19 protein-coding genes and 1 pseudogene are annotated in these 22,599 nt (G+C 69.3%); 9 read left to right on the forward strand and 11 right to left on the reverse strand.

Going from position 1 to position 22,599, the window contains the following annotated elements; all coding sequences use genetic code 11:
• Window positions 1-200 precede the first annotated feature (200 nt).
• From KBO27_RS06785 to KBO27_RS06805, 5 genes are all read left to right on the forward strand, one after another.
• Entirely contained in the window at window positions 201-1,892 is a 1,692-nt protein-coding gene (locus KBO27_RS06785; RefSeq protein ID WP_246536366.1) for a class I adenylate-forming enzyme family protein, read from the forward strand.
• Window positions 1,889-2,641, forward strand: a complete 753-nt coding sequence (locus tag KBO27_RS06790; protein WP_210969065.1) for an SDR family oxidoreductase — start codon at window positions 1,889-1,891, stop codon at window positions 2,639-2,641. The genes KBO27_RS06785 and KBO27_RS06790 overlap by 4 nt, the downstream gene beginning before the upstream one ends.
• A gap of 61 nt (window positions 2,642-2,702) precedes the next feature.
• Window positions 2,703-3,407 carry an SDR family oxidoreductase gene (locus tag KBO27_RS06795; RefSeq protein WP_210969267.1) on the forward strand — a complete coding sequence of 235 codons (705 nt, stop codon included), beginning with the start codon at window positions 2,703-2,705 and terminating at the stop codon, window positions 3,405-3,407.
• A 48-nt stretch (window positions 3,408-3,455) separates the two neighbouring features.
• Window positions 3,456-4,067, forward strand: coding sequence for a TetR/AcrR family transcriptional regulator (locus KBO27_RS06800; RefSeq protein WP_132683539.1), 612 nt, complete (start codon window positions 3,456-3,458; stop codon window positions 4,065-4,067).
• 97 nt (window positions 4,068-4,164) lie between these two features.
• The gene (locus KBO27_RS06805) at window positions 4,165-5,718 is read left to right on the forward strand and encodes an AbgT family transporter (RefSeq protein ID WP_246536368.1); all 1,554 of its coding nucleotides are present in this window, start codon (window positions 4,165-4,167) and stop codon (window positions 5,716-5,718) included.
• Window positions 5,719-5,780: 62 nt separating this feature from the next.
• Here KBO27_RS06805 and KBO27_RS06810 read toward each other — a convergent pair whose 3' ends face one another.
• From KBO27_RS06810 to KBO27_RS06840, 7 genes are all read right to left on the reverse strand, one after another.
• Window positions 5,781-6,233: a MaoC family dehydratase gene (locus tag KBO27_RS06810; RefSeq protein WP_132676815.1), complete on the reverse strand. Its 453-nt coding sequence runs from the start codon at window positions 6,231-6,233 to the stop codon at window positions 5,781-5,783.
• Window positions 6,230-7,327, reverse strand: coding sequence for an acyl-CoA dehydrogenase family protein (locus KBO27_RS06815; protein ID WP_210969067.1), 1,098 nt, complete (start codon window positions 7,325-7,327; stop codon window positions 6,230-6,232). The genes KBO27_RS06810 and KBO27_RS06815 overlap by 4 nt, the downstream gene beginning before the upstream one ends.
• Complete coding sequence (locus tag KBO27_RS06820; protein WP_307870268.1) at window positions 7,324-8,511, reverse strand: acyl-CoA dehydrogenase family protein; 1,188 nt, start codon at window positions 8,509-8,511, stop codon at window positions 7,324-7,326. Before KBO27_RS06820 ends, KBO27_RS06815 begins: the two co-directional genes overlap by 4 nt.
• On the reverse strand, window positions 8,508-9,263 hold the full coding sequence (fabG, locus tag KBO27_RS06825) for a 3-oxoacyl-ACP reductase FabG (protein WP_246536370.1): 756 nt from the start codon (window positions 9,261-9,263) through the stop codon (window positions 8,508-8,510). Before fabG ends, KBO27_RS06820 begins: the two co-directional genes overlap by 4 nt.
• A 195-nt stretch (window positions 9,264-9,458) precedes the next feature.
• Window positions 9,459-10,676, reverse strand: a complete 1,218-nt coding sequence (locus KBO27_RS06830) for an acyl-CoA dehydrogenase family protein (protein ID WP_210969069.1) — start codon at window positions 10,674-10,676, stop codon at window positions 9,459-9,461.
• A 3-nt stretch (window positions 10,677-10,679) separates the two neighbouring features.
• Complete coding sequence (locus tag KBO27_RS06835; RefSeq protein WP_372448828.1) at window positions 10,680-11,717, reverse strand: phosphotransferase family protein; 1,038 nt, start codon at window positions 11,715-11,717, stop codon at window positions 10,680-10,682.
• A complete protein-coding gene (locus KBO27_RS06840) occupies window positions 11,714-12,397 on the reverse strand; it encodes an HAD family hydrolase (protein WP_210969070.1) in 684 nt (227 codons plus the stop codon). The genes KBO27_RS06835 and KBO27_RS06840 overlap by 4 nt, the downstream gene beginning before the upstream one ends.
• 348 nt (window positions 12,398-12,745) lie before the next feature.
• Between KBO27_RS06840 and KBO27_RS33465 the strand changes: the two genes are divergently transcribed.
• The gene (locus tag KBO27_RS33465) at window positions 12,746-13,381 is read left to right on the forward strand and encodes a cyclase (protein ID WP_246536371.1); all 636 of its coding nucleotides are present in this window, start codon (window positions 12,746-12,748) and stop codon (window positions 13,379-13,381) included.
• 59 nt (window positions 13,382-13,440) lie between these two features.
• Here KBO27_RS33465 and KBO27_RS06845 read toward each other — a convergent pair.
• A pseudogene (locus KBO27_RS06845) lies at window positions 13,441-14,583 on the reverse strand (benzoate/H(+) symporter BenE family transporter); the annotation flags it as partial.
• A gap of 51 nt (window positions 14,584-14,634) precedes the next feature.
• Here KBO27_RS06845 and KBO27_RS06850 point away from each other — a divergent pair.
• Entirely contained in the window at window positions 14,635-15,192 is a 558-nt protein-coding gene (locus KBO27_RS06850) for a helix-turn-helix domain-containing protein (protein ID WP_210969072.1), read from the forward strand.
• Between the two features lie 241 nt (window positions 15,193-15,433).
• Here the strand turns inward: KBO27_RS06850 and KBO27_RS06855 are convergent, their stop codons facing one another.
• The 3 genes from KBO27_RS06855 to KBO27_RS06865 form a co-directional block, all read right to left on the reverse strand.
• On the reverse strand, window positions 15,434-16,987 hold the full coding sequence (locus tag KBO27_RS06855) for a GMC family oxidoreductase (protein ID WP_210969073.1): 1,554 nt from the start codon (window positions 16,985-16,987) through the stop codon (window positions 15,434-15,436).
• 18 nt (window positions 16,988-17,005) lie between these two features.
• Window positions 17,006-18,550 (reverse strand): APC family permease, encoded by a 1,545-nt coding sequence (locus tag KBO27_RS06860; RefSeq protein ID WP_210969074.1) that lies wholly within the window; start codon window positions 18,548-18,550, stop codon window positions 17,006-17,008.
• A gap of 156 nt (window positions 18,551-18,706) precedes the next feature.
• Window positions 18,707-20,200: an aldehyde dehydrogenase family protein gene (locus KBO27_RS06865; RefSeq protein ID WP_210969075.1), complete on the reverse strand. Its 1,494-nt coding sequence runs from the start codon at window positions 20,198-20,200 to the stop codon at window positions 18,707-18,709.
• A gap of 526 nt (window positions 20,201-20,726) precedes the next feature.
• Here KBO27_RS06865 and KBO27_RS06870 point away from each other — a divergent pair.
• Both KBO27_RS06870 and KBO27_RS06875 read left to right on the forward strand, forming a co-directional pair.
• Window positions 20,727-21,302 (forward strand): TetR/AcrR family transcriptional regulator, encoded by a 576-nt coding sequence (locus tag KBO27_RS06870; RefSeq protein ID WP_210969076.1) that lies wholly within the window; start codon window positions 20,727-20,729, stop codon window positions 21,300-21,302.
• A 272-nt stretch (window positions 21,303-21,574) separates the two neighbouring features.
• Complete coding sequence (locus KBO27_RS06875) at window positions 21,575-22,510, forward strand: coiled-coil domain-containing protein (RefSeq protein WP_210969077.1); 936 nt, start codon at window positions 21,575-21,577, stop codon at window positions 22,508-22,510.
• Window positions 22,511-22,599: the final 89 nt, after the last annotated feature.

Below are 22,599 nucleotides of genomic sequence, written 5' to 3' on the forward strand. Positions count from 1 at the left end.
GCCGGTGTCGCGGATGTTGCGGATGGTGACGGTGTGGCTGCTCTGACCGGATCTCCCGGGTTGCGGCGTCCGTGTGCTGGATCGCCCGGCAGGAGGGGATCGGCAACTGCGAACTGTCGGCGGATCGCCTCTTGACGGGAGCGCCGAAGGATCGTTGACTGGCCGTACCGACTGGTCGGTCTCACAGTGGAGGTGGCGCGTTGGGCAGCGTGTACGACGAACGACCGTGGTTGGAGCTCTTCGACGACGATCTCCCCTCGGAGATCGAACCCGAGCACGCCACGATGCTCGACCTGCTCGCCGACACGGTCCGGGACCACCCCGACGACGTCGCGCTCACCTACTTCGACGGGCGGCTGACCTTCGCCGAGCTCGACGAGCTCAGCGACGGGCTCGCCTGCCACCTCGTCGAACGCGGTGTCGCCCGGGGCGACCGGGTCGCCGTCTACCTGCAGAACGTGCCGCAGTTCGCCATCGCCGTGCTCGCCGGGTGGAAGGCCGGGGCCATCGTCGTCCCGCTCAACCCGATGTACCGGATGCACGAGCTCACCAAGATCCTCGGCGACTCCCGGCCGACCGCCGTGATCTCCTCCGAGCAGGGCTGGCACGACGTCGTCGGCGGAGTCGCGACCGCGCTGGAGATCGGCATCGCGGTCACCACCAGCGAGCTGGACCTGCAGACCCGCCACGACCAGCGGCTGTTCGCCAAGTCCCAGCGCCAACCCGCCGAGGGCTGCGCCGACCTGCTGGCCGTCGCCCGCTCCTACGCCGGCACCCGCCCGCCCGCGGTCTCGCCGTCCGCATCGGACATCGCGCTGCTGGTCTACACCTCGGGCACCAGCGGAGTCCCCAAGGGAGCCACCAACACCCACGGCAACGTCGTGTTCAACGCCGAGGGCACGGCGCTGCGGCTGAACGAGGACACCCCCGGCGGGATCTTCGCGCTCGCCCCGCTGTTCCACATCACCGGACTGGTCGTGCAGTTCGCCGCCGCCCTGGCAGCCGGGCGGCAGCTCGACCTTGCCTACCGGTTCGAACCCGGTGTCGTGCTCGACGCGCTCGCCGAGCACGCACCCGCGTTCATGGTCGGTCCGTCCACGGCCTACATGGCGCTGATGAACCACCCCGAGGTCTCGCCCGAGCACTTCGCCTCGCTGAAGATGGTCCACTCCGGCGGAGCTCCGCTGCCCTCGGCGGTCGTCGAGGCGTTCCGCGAGCGCTTCGGGCTCTACATCCGCAACGGCTACGGCCTCACCGAGACCACGGCCACCGCGACCTCCGTCCCGCTGGGCAAGGAGGCGCCGGTCGACGCCGCGTCCGGGACGCTCGCGGTCGGCGTGCCCACCTACAACACCGTGCTGCGGGTGGTCGACGAGGACGGATCCGACCTGCCCGTCGGCGAGGTCGGTGAGATCGTCATCGAGGGCCCGATGGTGGTCCCGGCCTACTGGAACAAGCCCGAGGAGACCGCCGCGAGCATCCGGGACGGCCGGCTGCACACCGGCGACGTCGGGTTCATGGACGAGCAGGGCTGGTTCTACGTCGTGGACCGGAAGAAGGACATGATCAACGCCTCCGGCTTCAAGGTGTGGCCGCGCGAGGTCGAGGACGTCCTCTACGGACACCCGGCCGTGCGGGAAGCCGCCGTCGTCGGCGTTCCCGACGCCTACCGCGGCGAGACCGTCAAGGCGTTCATCAGCCTCTCCCACGGCAGCACCGCCACCGGCGAGGAGCTCGTCGAGCACTGCAAGCGGCAGCTGGCCGCCTACAAGTACCCCCGGAGCGTCGAGATCCTCGACGAACTCCCGAAAACCGCAACCGGGAAGATCCTGCGCCGACAACTGCGCGACACGGCGCGCGCGGGCGAGCAACACGGAAGGAACGAACAGTGAGCAAGCGTTTCGACGGTCGAGTGGCGATCGTGACCGGAGCCAGCCGCGGAATCGGGCTGGCCATCGCCGAACGCCTGGTCGCCGAAGGTGCCAAGGTCACCATCACCGCGCGCAAGCCCGAACCGCTGGCCGAAGCCGTCGAGAGCCTCGGCAAGGACAACGCGCTGGGCATCGCGGGCAAGGCCGACGACCTGGAGCACCAGGCCGAGGCCGTGGCCAAGACCGTGGAGGCCTTCGGCCGGGTGGACCTGCTGGTCAACAACACCGGCATCAACCCCGCCTACGGCCCGATGATCGACCTCGACCACGGCGTCGCGCAGAAGACCTTCCAGGTCAACGTTCTGGCCGCGCTGTCGTGGACCCAGCAGGTCTTCCGCGCCGGGATGGGCGAGCACGGCGGATCGGTGCTCAACGTGTCCTCGGTGGCCGGTCTCAACCCGGCGCCCGGGATCGGCTTCTACGGCGCCACCAAGGCGATGCTGGCGCACATGACCCAGGAGCTGGCCGTGGAGCTCGCGCCGAAGGTGCGGGTCAACGCGATCGCGCCGGCCGTGGTCAAGACCAAGTTCGCCACCGCGCTCTACGCCGACAACGAGGCCGAGGTCGCCGCCGGATACCCGTTGGGGCGCTTGGGAATCCCGTCGGACATCTCCGGTGCGGCGGCGTTCCTGCTCTCCGAGGAGGCCTCCTGGATCACCGGTCAGATCCTCGTGCTCGACGGCGGTTCGACCCTGAAGGGCGGTATGTGACGTGCAGTTCGCCGATTCGGTCGTGATCATCACCGGTGCCGGCAACGGCATCGGTGCCGCGATGGCCCGCAAGTTCGCCGCGCTCGGCGCGAGAACGGTTCTCGGTGACCTCGATTCGGACGCCGTCCGCGTGGTCGCGGACGAGGTCGGCGGCATCGCCGTGCCCGGTGACGCCGCCGGCGAGCAGGGCGTGGCCGAGCTCGTCGACGCCGCGATGGGAGAGCACGGCCGGATCGACGTGTTCTGCGCCAACGCCGGCATCGGCCGCAACGGCGGGCCGGAGGCCGACGAGGAGGCCTGGGCCGCGTCGTGGGAGGTCAACGTGATGTCCCACGTGCGCGCGGCCCGCGCGGTGCTGCCGCACTGGCTGGAGCGCGGCGAGGGCCACTTCCTGGGCACCGCCTCGGCGGCCGGGCTGCTCACGATGCTCGGGTCCGCGCCGTACTCGGTGACCAAGCACGCCGCGGTCGCCTTCGCCGAGTACCTCAACATCACCTACGCGGACAAGGGCATCACGGCGCAGGCGCTGTGCCCGCAGGGCGTGCGCACCCAGCTGCTGGAGGCCACCGGCGAGACCGGGCGGATCCTGATGGGTGCCACCGCCATCGAGGCCACCGATGTCGCTGAGATGGTGGCCGAGAAGCTGGGCGGCGAGGAGTTCCTGATCCTGCCGCACCCGGAGGTGGCCGACTACTACGCGTTGCGGGCGGGCCAGCCGGAGCGCTGGCAGGCGGGCATGCGCAAGCTGCAGCGAAAGGTCGAGTAGCGACCCGACTAGGCTTGCCCGAGGGCATCGACAAGGGGAGGAACAGAGATGGCGCGGTCGGCCAACGCACGCACGGGCACGGAGGCGGGCACCGAGCCGGTTCCGCAACGATTGCTGGCCGTAGCCACCCGGCTGTTCGCCGAGCAGGGCTTCGAAGCCACCTCGGTGCAGCAGATCGTCGATGCCGCGGGCGTCACCAAGGGCGCGATGTACCACTACTTCGGCTCCAAGGACGACCTGCTCTACGAGATCTACGCCCGGGTGCTGCGCGATCAGCAGGCGCGGCTGGAGAGCGCTGCCGACAGCGACTCGCCGGTCAAGGAGCGGCTGCACGCCGCGGCGTCGGACGTCGTGGCCACCACGACGGCCAACCTGGAAGACACGATCATCTTCTTCCGGTCGATGCACCTGCTGCACGCCGACAAGCAGGCCGAGGTGCGCGCCGAGCGCCGCCGCTACCACGAGCGCGTGCGCGGCCTGATCGAGGAGGGCCAGAAGACCGGGGTGTTCCGCACCGACAAGTCGGCGGACCTGGTGGTGGACTTCTTCTTCGGCGCCGTGCACCACCTCGGGACCTGGTTCCGCGAGGACGGCAAGCTCACCGGTCAGGAGGTCGGCGAGCACTTCGCCGACCTCCTGCTGGACTCGCTGAGACCGTAGTTCTCGGTCGTGTTTCGTTCCGCCCGCGGGGCTTGTGGCCCGGCGGGCGGAGAGGTTGGCTGACGCCGGCATGTCCCGAGGCCGACGGGAGTCACCCTTGACCGAGATCGAATCGGCGCGCTCACCGCGCCTGGACCGCGTGCTCAACCTGATCGAGCGGATCGGCAACAAGCTCCCCGACCCGTTCATCCTCTTCGGACTGCTGTTCCTGCTGGTCGCGGTGGTGTCCACGGCGATATCGGCGTTCGGCGTCTCGGTCACCATCCCCGGTTCCGACGAGGCGACGCCGATCCGCGGCGCCTTCACCGGCGACGGCCTGGAGTTCCTGTTCACGACGATGGCGGAGAACTTCATCGGGTTCCCGCCGCTGGAAACGGTCGTCACGATCATGCTCGCGGTCGGCCTGGCCGAGCGCACCGGCATGCTGACCGCGCTGATCAGGTCGTCCTTCGGCAACGCCCGGCGTTCGGTCCTGCCGTACGCGGTGGGCCTGGTCGGCGTCAGCGCGAGCGTGATGGCCGACACCTCGATGATCATCGTCCCGCCGCTGGCGGCGCTGGTGTTCAAGGCCGCGGGCCGCCACCCGGTGGCCGGCCTGCTGGGCGGGTTCGCCGCCACCGGCGCCGGGTACTCGACGTCGATCGTGGTCACGAGCCTGGACGCGCTGTTCTCCGGGATCAGCAACAAGGTCGCCGAGACGCTGCCGAACCCGGGAACGCTGGTCACCCCGGTGTCGAACTACTACTTCAACGCCGTCTCGGCCGTGCTGCTCGGGCTGCTGGCCGGGTTCCTCATCGACCGGCTCATCGAACCGAGGTTGATCCGCAACGGCGTTCCCGCCGAGGTCGCCGACGGTGAGGAGTCCGATCTCAAGGTCGCGCTGGAACCCGCCGAGCGCCGCGGCCTGCTGTGGGCCGGCACGTCGTTCCTGGTGGCGACCGCGCTGGTGCTGCTGCTGGTGTTCTGGCCGGGCTCGCCGCTGGCCAACGAAGACGGCGGGTTCCTGCCGGACTCGCCACTGATGGACTCGGTGACGACGCTGATCTTCCTCGGCTTCGCCGTCCCGGCGATCGCCTACGGCGCCAAGGCCGGTTCCATCACCCGGGCCGCCGACGTGCCGCGGCTGATGGCGCTCGCGCTGCGCGACCTGACCGGGTTCCTGGTGCTGGCGTTCATGCTCGGGCAGTTCATCGCGCTGTTCAACTGGACGAACCTCGGTTCGCTGGTGGCGGTCTCGGGTGCGGACCTGCTGCAGTCGATGCACCTGGACGGGTATCCGGCGTTCCTCGGGTTCATGCTGCTGGCCTCGCTGCTGAACCTGTTCATCATCTCCGGGTCGAGCCTGTGGACGCTGATGGCGGCGGTGTTCGTGCCGATGTTCGCGCTGCTGGGCTTCGAACCCGGCTTCGCCCAGGCGGCGTTCCGCGTCGGTGACTCGGCGACGCAGATCATGACGCCGCTGAACCCGTACATGATCATCATCCTGGGCTACCTGCGCCGCTACGAACCGAGCGCGGGCATCGGCACCCTGGTCGCCCGCATGGTGCCCTTCGTGGTCCCGTTCTGGCTGCTGTGGGCGCTGGTCATGACGGTCTTCTACTTCGCCGACCTCCCCCTGGGACCGGGCATGGACATCCACATCCAGCCGTGAGGCCGAAACGAGAAGTGGGGGGGTTTACGCGGGGACCACCCCACAACTCGCCAGAACCGCCTCTAGAGCAGGACGCGGGAGAGGAACTCCGCGACGCAGGCGGGCTTGTCGGCGCCCTCGATCTCCACCGTCGCCTTGACCGCCAGCTGGAGGCCGCCCTCGATCTCGGTGGCGCTGATCAGCTCCGTCGTCGCGCGCACCCGCGCGCCGACCGGGACGGGGGAGGGGAACCGGACCTTGTTCAGGCCGTAGTTGATGCCCATCTTGACGTTGTCGACCCGGAAGGTCTCCGAGTTCAGCTTCGGCAGCAGGCTCAGCGTCAGGAAGCCGTGCGCGATCGGCGTGCCGAACGGCCCCTGCTTCGCCTTCTCGACGTCGACGTGGATCCACTGGTGGTCGTGGGTCGCGTCGGCGAAGGTGTTGACCTGCTCCTGCGTGATGGTCAGCCACTCGCTGGTGCCCAGCTGCTCGCCCTGGGCGGCGAGGATCTCTTCCTTGCTGGTGAAAACCTTCATGCGCTTCCTCCGGGAAGGTCGACGAGTTCGGCGATGCGGGCCCGGTGGGCCTCGGCGATGCCGAAGGTGAGCTGGGAGCTCTTCGCGCGCCCCAGGTACAGGTGCGCGGGGTGCTCCCAGGTCATGCCGATGCCGCCGTGCAGCTGGAGGTGCTCCTCCGCCGCGTGGACCACCAGGTCGGAGACGTAGGCCTGCGCCATCGCCACCGCCAGCTCCTCGTCGGTGCCCGAGGCCAGCGCGTCGGAGGCGTTGCGGGACACCGCACGCGCCGTGCTGATCTTGGTCCACAGGTCGGCCAGCCGGTGCTTGATCGCCTGGAAGGAACCGATCTGCCTGCCGAACTGGTAGCGGGTCTTGCCGTACTCCACGGTGGTGTCCAGGCAGTGCTGGGCGAGCCCGACCTGCTCGGCCGCCAGCATCCCCGCCGCCGTGAGCAGCGCGTGGCGCAGGACCCGCTCCGCCTCCGCGCCGGAGGCGATGCGCTCGCCCGCGGTGCCGTCGAGGACGAGCGTGCCGAAGCGGCGGGTCAGGTCCAGCGGCGTCGCCTGCGTGCGGGTGGCCTCCGAGGTCTCCACCAGGTACAGCGCCGAACCGTCGGTGTCGACGGCCGGAACCACCGCGTAGTCGGCCACTTCCAGGTCCACCACGGCCGACACCGTGCCGGTCAGCGCCGAGTCCTCGGCCTTCACCGACTGCGGGAACGACGCGTGCGGAACGGTCGTCAGGCCGACCGCGAGGGTGCCCACCTTCGAACCGTCCACCAGCTGCGGCAGCGCGGTCTCCTCGGCGCAGCCGGCCAGCGCCGCGGTCGCCAGCACGGTGCTCAGGAAGGGCACCGGAGCGATCGCGCGGCCGACCTCCTCGGCCACCACCGACAGCTCCCGAGCCGTGGCGCCGGAACCGCCGAGCTCCTCGGGCACCAGCAGTCCCGCCAGGCCCATCTCACCGGCCAGCGACCGCCACAGGTCCAGGTCGTAGGGCTCGTCGGTCTCGACGCGGGCCAGGACTGCCGTCCAGTCGCAGCGGTCCCGCAGCACCCGGCGCACGCCGGAGCGCAGGTCCTCCTCGACCTCGGTGTAGAGCAGGTCCGTCATCGCGGCAGCTCCTTCCACGGCTTGTCCTTGTCGGTGCGGACCTCCGGCGGCAGCCCGAGGATCCGCTCGGCGATGACGTTGCGCAGGATCTCGGTCGTGCCGCCCTCGATCGTGTTGCCCTTGGCCCGCAGGTAGCGGAAACCGGGCCCGCGCTTGGTGAAGTCGGTGAACTCCGGCTGGCGGAACGTCCGGTCGTCGTAGGCCAGGCCCTCCTCGCCCAGCAGCTCCAGCTGGTAGCCGGTGAGGCGCTGGTTGAGCTCGGCGAAGGCCGACTTGATCGCCGAACCCTCCGGTCCCGGCTCGCCGACGGCCATCTGCTGCCGCAGGCGGATGCTGGCCAGCCGCAGCGCCTCGGCCTCCACCCACAGCTCCAGCAGCCGGTCGTGCAGGCCCGGCGTGCGCTTCTCCGGGTGGCTCCGCCACTGCTCGGCGGCGGCACCGATCAGGCCGCTCTCGCGCGGGGGCGTGCGGCCGCCGATGGCGACGCGCTCGTTCATCAGCGTGCCCAGCGCCACCGACCAGCCCTGCCCGACCTCGCCGAGCCGCTGCGAGTCGGGGATGCGCACACCGGTCAGGAAGACCTCGTTGAACTCGGCCTCGCCGGTGATCTGCCGCAGCGGGCGGACTTCCACGCCCGGCGCGGTCATGTCGCAGATGAAGTAGGTCAGGCCCTTGTGCTTGGGCTGGTCCGGATCGGAGCGGGTCACCAGGATCGCCCACCGGGCCTGGTGCGCCAGCGACGTCCACACCTTCTGCCCGTCGACGACCCACTCGTCACCGTCGCGCACGGCCCTGGTCGACAGCGCCGCGAGGTCCGAGCCCGCGCCCGGTTCGCTGAAGAGCTGGCACCAGATCTCCTCACCTGTCCACAGCGGACGGAGGAAGCGCGTGCGCTGCTCGTCGTCGCCGAAGCGCAGGATCGTCGGGGCCGCCATGCCCAGGCCGATGACGTTCATGTGCGGTTCGTTGTCCGGTGCGCCCGCCTCGGCGAACGCGGCGTCGACGTCGGCCTGCAGCTCGCGGGCCGCGCCCAGACCGCCCAGTCCCTCCGGGAAGTGCACCCACGCCAGCCCGGCGTCGAACCGGGCGCGCAGGAACTCCAGCCGGTCGGTGCTCTTCGGGTCGTGCGCGGCCAGGAACTCCTGGACCCGGCCGCGCAGCTCGGTGGCGTCCACGGTGCTCACGCCTTCGGCCCGCCGGCCACGTAGATGACCTGGCCGGAGACGAAACCGGAACGCTCGTCGGCGAAGAACGAGACGGTGTTGGCGATGTCATCGGGCTTGCCCGCCCGCGCGACCGGGATCTGCGAGATCGCGGCGGTGGTGAAGTCCTCGAAGGACATGCCGACGCGCTCGGCCGTCGCCTTGGTCATGTCGGTGGCGATGAAGCCCGGGGCGATCGCGTTCGCGGTGATGCCGAACTTGCCCAGCTCGATCGCCAGCGTCTTGGTCAGGCCCTGCAGACCGGCCTTGGCCGTGGAGTAGTTGGCCTGGCCGCGGTTGCCCAGCGCCGAGGTCGACGACAGGTTCACGATCCGGCCCCACTTGGCCTCGACCATGTGCTTCTGCACCGCCCGGGCCATCAGGAACGAGCCGCGCAGGTGCACGTTCATCACGGTGTCCCAGTCGTCCTCGGACATCTTGAACAGCATGTTGTCGCGCAGCACGCCGGCGTTGTTGACCAGCACGGTCGGTGCGCCCAGCTCGGCGGCGACCCGGTCGACGGCGGCCTGCACCTGCTCGGCGTCGGCGACGTTGGCCCCGATCGCCAGCGCCTTGCCGCCACCCGCCTCGATCGCCGAAACGGTGTCACCGCAGGCCTTCTCGTCGAGGTCGATGACGCCTACGGAGAACCCGTCTTCGGCCAGCCTCTTCGCGGTGGCGGCGCCGATCCCGCGAGCGGCACCGGTGACGATCGCGACACGACTCTCAACCATGGACAACTCCTCGCTGCTCTGTGCGTTTCCAACCCCGCCCCACCGAACCCCGGATTTCCACTGAAGTCCGGTTCCCGGTTTCCACTGAAGTCCGGTTCCGGATTTCCACTGAAGTCGGGTGGCCGATTTCCACTGAAATCCGGTCGGGTCGTGGGGCGGGGGTTCGTTGGGGTAACGGGGGAGAGGGGTGGTGGGTTACTTCTTCTTGTACTTGCCGAGCTCGCGGCGGGCCAGGGAGCGGCGGTGGACCTCGTCGGGACCGTCGACCAGGTGGAGGGTCCGGGCGTGGGCGTAGAGCGCCGCCAGGGGGAACTCCTGGGAGACGCCGCCTCCGCCGTGGGCCTGGATGGCGCGGTCGACGACCCAGGTGGCGACCTCGGGAACGGCGACCTTGATGGACTGGATCTCGGTGTGCGCGCCCTGGTTGCCGACGGTGTCCATCAGCCACGCGGTCTTGAGCACCAGCAGCCGGGCCTGCTCGATCTTCACCCGGGACTCGGCGATCCAGTGCTGCACCACGCCCTGCTCGGCCAGCGGCTTGCCGAACGCGACCCGCTCGGAGGTGCGCCGGCACATCAGCTCCAGCGCCCGCTCGGCCATGCCGAGGGCGCGCATGCAGTGGTGGATGCGGCCGGGACCGAGCCGGGCCTGGGCGATCGCGAAGCCCTCGCCCTCACCGGAGATGACGTTGTCCACCGGCACGCGGACGTCGTTGAACACGATCTCGGCGTGACCGCCGTGGTCGGCGTCGTCGTAGCCGAAGACGTGCATGCCGCGCTTGACCTCGACACCCGGGGTGTCCTTGGGCACCAGCACCTGGCTCTGCTGGCGGTGCCGCTCGGCGTCCGGGTCGGTCTTGCCCATGACGATCAGGACCTTGCAGCGCGGGCTCATCGCGCCGGAGGAGAACCACTTGCGCCCGTTGATGACGTAGTGGTCGCCGTCGCGGGTGATGCGCGTGCCGATGTTGGTCGCGTCGGAGGAGGCGACGTCGGGCTCGGTCATGCAGAACGCGGAGCGGATCTCGCCGTCGAGCAGCGGCTGGAGCCACTGCTTGCGCTGCGCGTCGGTGCCGAACTGCGCCAGCACCTCCATGTTCCCGGTGTCGGGCGCCGCGCAGTTGGTGGCCTCCGGCGCCAGCTGACCGGAGCGGCCCATGATCTCCGCGAGCGGCGCGTACTGCAGGTTGGTCAGCCCCGCGCCGTGCTCACCGGGCAGGAAGAGGTTCCACAGGCCGCGCTTGCGCGCTTCGGCCTTGAGCTCCTCCATGATCGGCGGGTGCGCCGACCAGCGGTCCGGTCCTTCGTTCATCTGCTCGGCGAACACCGGCTCGGCCGGGTAGATGTGCGAGTCCATGAACTCCAGCAGCTGACCGCGCAGCTCCTCGGTTCGTGCGTCGAACGCGAAATCCATCTCTCATGCCTCCTTGAGGGTCGCCAGGCCCTGCGCGACGAGCGGAGCGACCAGGCCACCGACGTGCTCGAAGCCCTCGCCGACGGTCTGGTCGTGGATGAAGCGGTAGTGGATGCCTTCCAGGATCACCGCGATCTTGAAGTAGCCGAACGCCAGGTACCAGTCCACATCGGACAGATCCAGTTCGCTGCGCTCGGCGTAGCGGGCGAAGAGCTGCTTGGCGCTGGGGAATCCGTGCTCCGGCCCGACGCCCTTGGCGATCGGGTTGTTCTCCAGGCCGCTGAAGCCCTCCCAGTACACCGCCAGCAGGCCGAGGTCGGTGAGCGGATCGCCGATGGTGGCCATCTCCCAGTCCAGCACGGCCTTGATCCGCTGGTCGTCGCCGACGATGACGTTGTCCAGCCGGTAGTCGCCGTGCACGATGCCCACGCGCCCGCTGGTCGGCACCGAGGCCGCCAGCCGCTGGGACAGCTCGTCGATGCCCTCGACCTCGCGGCTGTGGGAAGCCTTGAGCTGCTTGGTCCACCGGCGCACCTGGCGCTCCAGGAAGCCCTCCGGGCGGCCGAACTCGGCCAGCCCCACCGAGGCCGGGTCGATGGAGTGCAGGTCGGCGAGCACGTCCATCAGCTGGAAGGACAAGTCCTGGCGCTGCTGCTCGTCGAGCGTCTCGGTCTGCTCGGCGGTGCGGAAGACGGTGCCGCGCACGTACTCCATGACGTAGAACGGGGCGCCCAGCACCTCCTCGTCCTGGCACAGCAGCTCGGTGCGCGGCACCGGCACGCTGGTATCGGCCAGGGCGGTGAGCATCCGGTGCTCGCGGCTCATGTCGTGCGCGGTGGCCAGCACGTGACCCAGCGGTGGGCGGCGCACGACCCACTCGCGGGTGCCGTCGCCGACGATGTAGGTCAGGTTCGAGCGGCCGCCCTGCACCAGCTCGCCGGTGAGTTCGCCGGTGACCATGCCGGGCATCTCGACGTCGAGGTACGCCCGCAGCCTGTGCAGGTCGAGGCCGGGCAGCTCGTCGGGCTCGGGTGCGTTCACCTGATCTCCTCGTCTTGCGGTACGGATCCGGTCGGCAGCAGTTCGGCCAGCCGGGTTCGGGTCTCCGCCGGGCCGGTGTGCAGCACGGCGTGCATGCCCAGGGCGCGGGCGGCGTCGACGTTGGGCGCGCCGTCGTCGACGAAGGCGGTCTGCTCGGCGGGCAGGCCGAGCTGGTCCAGGCTCATCCGGTAGATGCTCGGGTCGGGCTTGCGCAGCCCTACCTGGCCGGAGAGGACGGTGGACTCGAACAGGCCCGCCAGCTGCTCCCACGGGTAGGCGTCGATGTTCCCCCAGCTGTTGGACAGCAGTGCGGTGCGGATTCCGCGCTCGCGCAGTCCTCGCACCAGATCCAGCATGGCCGGTTCGGGGCGCATCCGCGCGAAGAGTCGTCCGAGCAGGTCATCGGGTGCGACGGGCTGATCGTCGAGGGTGCGCAGCCGGGCGGCCATGGCCTTGTTGAAGCCGTCGGCGTCGAGCTCCCCGGTTTCCAGCAGGTGCACGGGCGTGCCCGCGGGCGCGTTGCGGGAGAGCCACTCCTTGAGCGCGGCGGAGAACAGCTCCGGGCGGATCCGCTCCTCGGACAACCAGGCGTTGATCGAGTCGCGGGTGGGTGTGGTCAGCACACCTCCGTAGTCGAAGACGACCGCGCGGACGGTCGGGCCGGCAGCACTGGAACCCATGGACAGGACCGTACCGACTAGACGGTATGTCGCGCTAGCCCCAGTTCGGAGGGGCCGGTCGGGCCGGTGCGCGGGGGTGATGTCGGGGTCGCCCGGATGGAGGCCACGCGATCACGGCGGGTCAGCAGACGTCCGATTCATCCCGATCGAACGGGGCTGGTCAGGCCAGTCGCGCTCGTCGAGGTGGCGGTTGCGAACGCTCGTTTCGCCCAATTCGGTGACGCTGGGTCAAAGGTGGTAAGTCCGGCAAAAACGTCGTCGTTGACCTGGTATTTACTCGTGGGTAGGTTACGAATTCGCCGCGCGGACAGCACTTTTCGACTCCCACCGATCGTGCAGGAGAGGCCAATGAAGTCCGTCCTCAGTGGAAAGCGCGCCGCCATCGCGGCCGCCTTCGCCGCAACCGCAGCCCTCGCCGTCGCCCCGCAGGCGGTGGCGGCCCCCTTCGACATCAACTTCGACTGCAACGGTGATGCGCCGACGGGCGCCCAGCAGTTCACCCTGCAGCAGAGCACCGATGTCTCGGCTCCCGAGACCGTCGCTCCCGGAGCGGCTTTCGACGTCGTCGTCGACCCGGCCGTGAACACCATCCCGGGCGAGGTCAACGGCAACACCGTCAAGGAGGTCGGCGGTTTCGACCTGAGGCTCCCGATCCCGGCGAACTCCACCTTCGTCTCGGCCGAACTGGCCGGTGGCTCGAACCTGGGCCCGAACCCGCCGACCATCAACGTCGAGAACGGCGTCGCCACGGTGCACCTCGACGGCCCGATCGCCGGAGGCAGCGAGTTCGAGCTCCCCACCATCACCGTGCACCTCACCGCGGGTGAGTCCGGCACGATCGAGACCAAGCTGGCGGGGACCAGCTACGAAGACCCGGGCCTGACCTTCACGGCGGTCGTGTCCTCGATCATCGGCGACGTCGACGTCCCGTCGGCGTGCTTCCCGAACCCCAACCCGACGCTGACCACGACGACCATCGGCTGATGCCGGCAGTGGCGGGGCGCGACGGCGTCCCGCCACAACTTCCGGGCGATCAGGTGCGCGCCGATCCCGGCGATCAGGCCCCAGAAGACCGATGCGATGCCGAACGCCGTGACGCCCGAAGCGGTCACCAGGAAGGCGATCAGCGCTGCGGTGCGGCTCCCGGTGTCGGCGGTGGCCTTGGCCATCGAACCGCCGATCGTGTCCAGCAGGCCGATGCCGGCCAGCGCGGCGATCAACGCGCCGGGGAACGCCGCGATCAGGCTCGCCAACGTTGCACCGAACGCCGCGATGACCAGGTACAACGCGCCCGAGGTGATCGCGGCCTTGTAGCGCTGGCCGGGATCGGAGTGGACCTCCTCGCCCATGGCCAGCGCGGCGGTGATCGCCGCCAGGTTGATGCCGAAGCACCCCAGCGGTGCCAGCAGCACGTTCACCGCTCCGGTCCACGACAGCACCGGCGAGATCGGTGTGGTGTAGCCGTGGGTCCGCAGAGTCACGACGCCGGGCAGGTTCTGCGAGGTCATGGTGATCACGAACAGCGGGATCGCGATGCCGACCACCGAGTGCACCGAGAAGTCCGGCCACGTCCACACCGGAGTCGCCAGCGCCAGGTCGACGTCCCCGGCCCGCAAGCCGCCCCCGAGCGCGGTCCCGGCCACGCCGATGACCAGCGCGATCAGCACCGCGTAGGGCGGTAGGAAGCGCTTGCCCAGCAGGTAGCCCACGAGCATCGCCGCGACCAGCGCGAACTGCTCCCGCATCGTGGTGAACAGGTCGATCCCGAACCGCAGCAGCACACCGCCCAGCAGCGCGGCGGCGATCGCCGGCGGGATCAGGTTCACCGCCCGCTCGAACAGCCCGGTCACTCCCACCAGCAGCGACAGCGCCGCGGCCAGCAGGAACGCGCCGACGGCCTCCGGCATCGACAGCCCGTGCCCGCTCGCCGCCAGCAGCGCGGCTCCCGGCGTGGACCAGGCGAGCACGATCGGCGCGCGGGTGCGCAGCGACAGCGCGATCGAGGTGACGCCGATGCCGATGCCCAGCGCCAGGATCCACGAGGAGGTCTCGGCCGGTGTGGCTCCCAGCGTGCGCGCCGCCTCGAAGACGATGGCGGCCGAGCTCACCACCCCGACCAAGGTGGTGATGGCCCCGGCGACCAAGGTGGAGACCGGTGCGGCGGAGATCCGCTGACGCAACTGCACGAGACCCGTCCGTTCTGTATATGGAACGATCGGGGATGGTAGGAGGTGCCCGTGGAACCGGTCAAGCTCGTCGGGGAGAACCTGCGCGCGGCCCGCACCCGCCGCGGCCTGTCGCTGTCGGAGGTGGCCAGGCAGGCGGGCATCGGCAAGGGCACGCTCTCCGAGCTCGAAGCGGGCAACCGGAACCCGACCCTGGAAACCCTCTACGCCCTCGCCACGGTCCTCGGCCTGCCCCTGGGCCGGCTGCTGGCCGCCGAACCCGAGCCGCGAGACGGGGGAGCGCTCCACGTCCACCGCTCGGCCGGGCCCGAGATCTCCGGCCACGCCGCCGACGTCGAGCTGCTGGACAGCGTCGACGACGGCCGGACTCGCCTGGAGATCTACCGGCTGCACGTCCGCGCGGGCACCCGGTACACCTCCCCGGCGCACCACCCCAGGGTCATCGAGCAGCTGCACGTCCACACCGGAACCCTCGTCGCCGGACCGGAATCGGACCCGCAGACCCTCGGCCCCGGCGACTACATCCGCTTCGACGCCACGGTCCCCCACGTCTACGAAGCCCCCGACGACGCCACCACGGCCACCCTCGTCATGCGCTACCCGGCCTGAGCCATTCGAATTTCGCGCGAAATTCGAAGCCGAAAGTTCGGCCTCGAATTTCGCGCGAAATTCGAACGGCCCCACGCGGTCGGGTGTGTTGTGCCCCGGTTGTGGGGCAGGAAAGCGAAAGTCCCTCCGGGACGGGGGACCGGAGGGACTTCCAGGGGGTGAGCACCTGGCCGTGTCGGGGCGGTTCAGGGGCTCGGGTGCGGGTGCCCTCCCGGGAGGAGGACACCCGCCTCGTGCGTGCTCAGGCGTTGTCCTGCTTGAGCATGTCGGAGCACTTCTCGCCGATGGCCATGGTGGTGATGTTGGGGTTCACCGCCACCAGGAACGGCATCACCGAGGCGTCGGCGACGCGCAGGCCCTGCACGCCCTTGACGCGCAGGCGCGGGTCCAGCGGCTTCGAGTTGTCGTCCACCGCGCCCATCTTCACCGAACCGGCGGGGTGGTAGACGGTGTTGTGGGTGCGCTTGATGTAGTCGGCGATCTCGTCGTCGGTCTGCACGTCCTCGCCCGGGAACAGCTCCTGACCGGCCCACTCCTGCATCGCCGACTGCGCGACGATCTTGCGGGCCAGCTTGATGCCCTCGGTCATGACGCGGATGTCGTGACCGTCCGGGTCGGTGAAGTACTTCGGGTCCACCTTGGCCTTGTCCCGGAAGTCCTTGCTGCGCAACCGGACCGTGCCGGTGGAGCGCGCGCGGGTGACGTTCGGCGTCAGGCAGAACGAGTTCTCCGACGTCGGGTAGCCCTGCCGCACGGTGTGCATGTCGAACGGCACCGAACCGTAGTGGAACATCAGGTCCGGCCGGTCCAGGCCGTCCTCGGTCCGGGTGAAGATGCCGATCTCCCACCACTGGGTGGAGTCCTCCACCATCGGCTTCTTGGCCTCCCAGCTGATCACGCCCTCGGGGTGGTCCTCCAGGGTGGAGCCGACGCCGGGGGAGTCGACCAGCACGTCGATGCCGAACTCGCGCAGGTGCTCGGCCGGTCCGATGCCCGAGAGCATCAGCAGCTTCGGCGTGTCGATCGCGCCGGTGGACAGCACGACCTCCTTGCGGGCGGTGATCGTCCGCGAGTGGATGAGGTCGTCGCTGAGGTACTCCACACCGGTGGCGCGGGTGCCGTCGAAGGTGACCTTCTTGGCCCAGGCGTTGGTGCGGATCTCCAGGTTCGGCCGGTCCATGATCGGGTGCAGGTAGGACACCGACGAGGAGGAACGGGTGCCGTCCTGCTTGGCGTTGATCTGGAACCAGTTGGCGCCGTGGGTGACGGTCTTGCCGGAGTTGAACTCGGTGGTCGGAATGCCCTGCTGCTCGCAGGCTTCCAGCAGCGCGGCACCGGTCGGGTCCTTCGGCGGGACCGAGCGGATGGTCACCGGACCGCTGCGGCCGTGGTGATCGCCCGGTCCGTCGTTGGTCTCCAGCCGCTTGTACAGCGGGAACATGTCCTTCGAGCCCCAGCCCGGCAGGCCCGTCGACTCCCACTCGTCGAGGTCCTCGGCCGGCGCCCAGAACGCGATGCAGGAGTTGTGCGAGGAGCAGCCGCCCAGCACGCGGGCACGGGCGTGCCGCATGAAGGAGTTGCCGTTCTCCTGCGGCTCGATCAGGTAGTCCCAGTCGTAGCCGGACTCCAGCAGCGCCATCCACTTCTTGAGCTCGAGGATGTTGCTGTCGCCGACGTCGGACGGGCCGGCTTCGAGCAGGCACACGGTGGTGCCGGGGTCCTCCGACAGCCGCGCCGCGACCGCCGCACCCGCGCTACCGCCGCCCACCACGACGTAGTCGAACTGATCGGTCATGGTCATTCCTTTCAGAACTCAGACGAGGGAGGTCTTCTCATCGCCCGCGGTGTCCTTCTCGGACGCCGCGTGGTCGGCGAGCACACCCACCTTGTGCCGCTGGATGAACCAGTAGTAGGCGAATCCGCCCACGGCCGCGATCCCGACGAACAGCACCGAGCTGTACTGCAGGTACCAGTGGTACGGCGGTTCGGCGTTGTAGACGTCCTTGCGCGGCCACGCGAGGTTGATCGACATCCCGAGGCCCCACAGCACGGCCAGGACGTTGATCGGCAGCCCGAGCTTGCCGAGGCTGAAGCGGCCCTCCTCCTTGGTCGACTTCCACGTGCCGCGCAGGCGCGCGACCAGCATCGGGATCGTCACCAGCAGGTAGGAGATGTAGATCAGGATGATCGCCAGCGAGGTGATGGCGGTGAAGATCTGCGGCTGACCGATGTTGACCAGCAGCAGCACGACCGCGACGACACCGATGAACACCGCGGGGGCGACCGGCGTCTGGAACCGCGGGCTCACCCGGGCCAGCAGCTTGCCGGCGGGCAGCGCGTTGTCGCGGGCCATGGCGAACATGATGCGGATCGCGGCGGTGTGCACGGCCAGCACGCACACGGTGATCGCCACGAAGATCGCCAGCAGGAACAGTCGGCCGACGAACGGGCCGAGCGCGTCGCTGAGGACGAACTGCAGGCCGGATTCGGCCAGCTCCGGGGCGCTGAAGTCGCGCGTGGCCATCATGCCGAACAGCAGGATCAGGCCGCCGAGGACGAACGAGGCGATCAGCGCCCGCAGGATGGCGCGCGGCGCGTTCTTGTGCGGGTCGATCGACTCCTCGCCGAGCGAGGCGGCGGTGTCGAAGCCGTACATGACGTAGGACGAGGCGATGCCGGCGACCAGGAAGGCGCTCAGGTAGCTGCCTCCGTAGGCGGCCTCGGTGCCGTTGGTGTCGAGGATGACCGTCGGCGGGTTCACCACGACCAGGGCCAGCGCGATGATCAGCAGCACCGCCGCGGCCAGCTCGATGAACACACCGGTGGAGTTGATCTGCGCCATCAGCTTCACGCCGTAGGCGTTGACCAGCGTGGTGAACAGGATCAGCACCAGGGCCAGCAGCACTGCGTTGACCGCGGAGTCCGTGGCGTCGGAGCCGTCACCGATCAGCTGGAAACCGGCCCAGATCTGCGGCAGCGTGTTCTGGTAGGCCAGCGCGGTGGCCGAGATCGACACGATCGACGCCAGCAGCATCATCCAGCCGGCCAGCCAGCCAACGTGGGGACCACCGAGCTTCTTGGCCCAGTTGTAGATGGAACCGGCGATCGGGTAACGCGATGCCAGCTCGGCGAAACTCAACGCCACCAGCAACTGCCCCAGGAACACGATCGGCCAGGACCACACGTAGGCGGGTCCGCCGAAACCGATGCCGAAGTAGGACAGTTGGAAGGCGCCGGTGAGCACCGAGATGTAGCTGATGCCTGCGGCGAAGGTGTGGAAACTGCCCAGGCTTCTCTTCAACTTGTTGGTGTAGCCGAACTCGTTGAGCCCGGCGTCGTGATGGGTGGGCGCGCTCATGCCCCGAACTCCTTCCCCGGCCGACCTCCCCCGCCGGATGGCAGGAGCGGCGACGCGGGTTGGTTGTTTGCGTAGCGCGAAATCCCGCTTCCCGCAGTCGGTCTGCGGGCGGTGCGGCGGCGCGTCCGGCCGCCGCACCGGCACAAGATTCCTTCCTTACTTCGCGGAGAACCAGTTCTGCGGACCGGGCCGCAGGTTCTGGTAGACGTGCTTGGCCTCCTGGTACTCGCCGAGCCCTGCCCGGCCGAGTTCGCGTCCGATGCCGGACTGCTTGAACCCACCCCACTCGGCCTGCGGGAGGTAGGGGTGGAAGTCGTTGATCCACACGGTTCCGTGCCGGAGCCGGTTGGCCACGCGCTGCGCCTTGGCCGGGTCGCCGGTGAACACCGCGCCCGCCAGGCCGTAGTGGGTGTCGTTGGCGATGCGGATCGCGTCGTCCTCGTCGGTGAACCGCTCGACGGTCAGCACCGGGCCGAACGATTCCTCGTTGACCGCGTGGGTTCGCTGCTTCACCTCGTCGAGGACCGTGGGCAGGTAGTAGTGCCCGTTGGCGTAGCGCTCGCCCTCGGGGCGCTTGCCGCCGGTGCGCAGCACCGCGCCCTCGGCGACCGACTTGGAGACGTAGTCGTCGACCTTCTGCAGGTGCGCGGCGGAGATCAGCGGGCCGGTCTCGGCGTCGTCGTCGAACGGCCCGCCGATGCGGATCTGCTCGGCGCGGCGCACGATCTCGTCGACCAGCGCGTCGTGCAGCTCGTCCTGCACGATCAGCCGGGCGCCCGCGGAGCAGACCTGGCCGGAGTGCAGGAAGATCGCGGTCAGCGCGAAGTCCACGGCGGTGTCGAAGTCGGCGTCGGCGAAGACCACGTTGGGGTTCTTGCCGCCGAGCTCCAGGGCGACCTTCTTGACCGTCGGCGCGGCCATCGCGGAGATCTTGCGGCCGGTGTGCAGACCACCGGTGAACGAGATCAGGTCGACGTCGGGGTGCTCGGCCAGCACCGAACCGACCTCGGCACCGGCGCCCAGCACCAGGTTCCCGACGCCGGCGGGCAGCCCGGCTTCCTCCAGGGCGCGCATCAGCAGGATCGCGGTGGCCGGGGTCAGCTCGCTGGGCTTGAGGATGAAGGTGTCGCCCGCGGCGATGGCCGGCGCGACCTTCCAGGCGACCTGCAGCAGCGGGAAGTTCCAGGGGGTGATCATGCCGCAGACGCCGACGGGCTCGTACTGCACGCGGCTGATGGCGTCCGGGGTGCCGGTGTCGACGAGGCTGCCCGCGTCGGTGCCCGCGATCTTGCCGAAGTAGCGGAAGCACGCGGCGATGTCGTCCATGTCGTACTCGCTCTCGACCAGGCGCTTGCCGGTGTCGAGCGATTCGGCGCGGGCGAACTCGTCCTTGTCGCGGACGAGGATGTCGGCGACGCGCAGCAGCAGATCACCCCGGTCCCAGGCCGAGCTGGTCGACCAGGCCCCCTCGTCGAAGACCCGGCGCGCGGCGGCGATGGCCTGCTCGGCCTCGGCGCGGCCGCCCTCGGAGACGGTGGCGACCAGCGTGCCGTCGGCGGGGCAGTGGATCTGCCGGGTGCGGCCGTCGGCGGCCGGGACCCACTTGCCGTCGATGAACAGCGTGGCTGCCGAATTGTCTGCTTGCGGCATGGCTTTTCCCCGTTTGTCGCTCGTTTGTCCGCGTTCGCGGCCATCGTGAACACGCCTCGCGAGAGGCGACCGGTTCACAATGCGGCGGACGCCGATTCATCGCCACACGAATCCGCACCGGATGATGCGGAGCAATTCGCCGAATTGTGCCTCTCATCGGCACGATTCGGTCTCCGAATTCACCTCCTGGCGGTCCATTCGGTGGCTATCTGGCGCGTTCTCTTCCAATTCGCACGACGCATTTTCCCGTCGCGCACGTCCATTGGCTGCGGTGCCGGGGGAAGACACTAACACCAGGCATGTACATCTGTACATCATCTCGTGTTCAGCACCGGTGGAACTCGTGGAAAAATGCGCGTTGAACTGGTCAAACGCATGGTCGGTGACGTGGACCGCATCGCGATCCGGGCGGACGTGGCAAGCTGGATCTCCGGATGCCGGGCCGATCACCCCGCCCCCGAATCGGTTCGCCACCCGGATGCCCGAGAACGTTCACGCGCTGTGACAGGGGAGGAACACCGAGCGCATGTCGAGCACCCAGCCCGCGCCGCCGGCTCGCCGCAAGGACCCCGACCGCCGCGAGCGCATCGCGCGCGCCGCGATCGAGGTGGTCGCCGAACGCGGCGTCGAGAAGCTCACGCACCGCAGCGTGGCGGCTGCCGCGGGTGTCCCGCTCGGATCCACCACCTACTACTTCGCGACCCTCGATGACCTGCTCGCCAGCGCCCTGCGACAGGCCGCCGAGGACGACGTCGAGCACATGCGGCAGTGGGCCGCGGGGCTGGAGTCGGGCCACGACCTCGCCCAGGCGCTGACCGACCTGGTGCTGCACTACCTCGGGCCCGCCCGCGCGCAGACGGCCGTGGAGCACCAGCTCTACATCGCCGCGCTGCACAAGCCGGCCTTGCGCCAGGTGAGCCAGGAGTGGGATACCTGGTTGGCCGAGCTGTTCGCCTCCTACACCGACGAGGCGACCGGCCGCGCGCTGTCGGTGCTGTTCTGCGGTTGGCAGCTGCAGGGGATCGTCCGGGAATCGGTGCCGAGCCGAGACGAAATCGAGATGACTTTTCGGCGGATGCTGCAACCGGGCGCGAAAACCTGATTTCAACAGGCATTTCAGGGCGGGTGTCCGGGTGGTCAACATCGGATGTCCGTTGGATTGCACTGGAATCAGGGCAGTTGATCTCAATGCTGTCTGCGGGGAAGATGTAGGCATAGCGATCCGTGGCATCGGTGTCGGTGATGTCGTCGAAGTCGTCGGTTTTTGGCCTGGCGGGCGCATCAACGGATGAATCACCGGTGCGGGCACGGACTTGCCGCGTCGGGGCGTGGCTCGCTCCCAGCAAATTTGATCAACTCAGGTGGGGTGAGACCGTGGGGCACATCGAAGACCGCGAACTGGTACCGCTGAAGGCAGATTTCGACACCGTCTGGTACGGATACCGTCGCTCGCAGGTGAAGTTCTACATCCAGCAGACCGAGGCCGAACTGCGCCTCGTCACCGAGGACCGGGATTCGGCGTTAAGCCAGGTCAACGAACTGTCCGCGCAGCTCGACCAGGCTCGCGCCCAGGTCGAGGAGCTCAAGCAGGAGCTCGACGCGCAGGCGCAGGAGCCGATTTCGCTGGACGCGCTGTCCGACCGGATGCGCCGCATGGTCCGGCTGGCCGAGGACGAGGCCAAGGAGATCGTGGCCAGCGCTCAGGCTGCCTCCGAGCACGAGTGGGCCCGCTCCGAGCAGGCCGCGGCCGAGCTGCGCAACCGCTACGAGAAGCTGGTCTCCGAGGCCGATGAGTGGCGCCGCCAGTCCGAGCAGCAGCGCAACGAGCTGATCGCGCGCACCCGTTCCGAGGTGCAGGCCATGGCCAAGGAGGCCGAGCAGCAGCGCAGGCAGCTCGACGCGGAGGCCGAGGAGCGCCGCGTCCAGGTCGAGCACGACTTCGAGACCTCCATGTCCGCCCGCCGCGACGAGGCCATGCGGATCCTCGCCGAGCGCGAGCAGGCCAGCCGCGAGGAAGCTCAGCGCCGCGTCCGCGAGGCCACGGCCGAGGGCGAGCGCAGGATCCTGCGCGCCGACGAGTACTCGGCGACGATGCACAAGACGCGCCAGCAGCTTGCTGAGCAGGTGCGCAACGCGCAGCGGATCCTGGGCAACGCCGAGCCGTTCCTGGTGGCCACCGAGAGCGGTTCCGACACCGAGGCTTCGGACGCGTACGTGGCCGAGACCGTCCACAGTGGAGATGCGGACGTCGAGGTTCCCAAGCAGCGCGACGAGGAGACGGTGCCGCAGGAGGCGGAAGCCACCGTCTGACCGGTCGCATCAGCACGTGGGCCGCCCGCCCGGTGTTCGGCGGGTGGCCCGCTGCTGCGTCCGGGGGACGTGTCGAGAACTCGCCTCGC

It is taken from the genome of Saccharopolyspora endophytica (assembly GCF_018070075.1).
Classification (GTDB): domain Bacteria; phylum Actinomycetota; class Actinomycetes; order Mycobacteriales; family Pseudonocardiaceae; genus Saccharopolyspora; species Saccharopolyspora endophytica.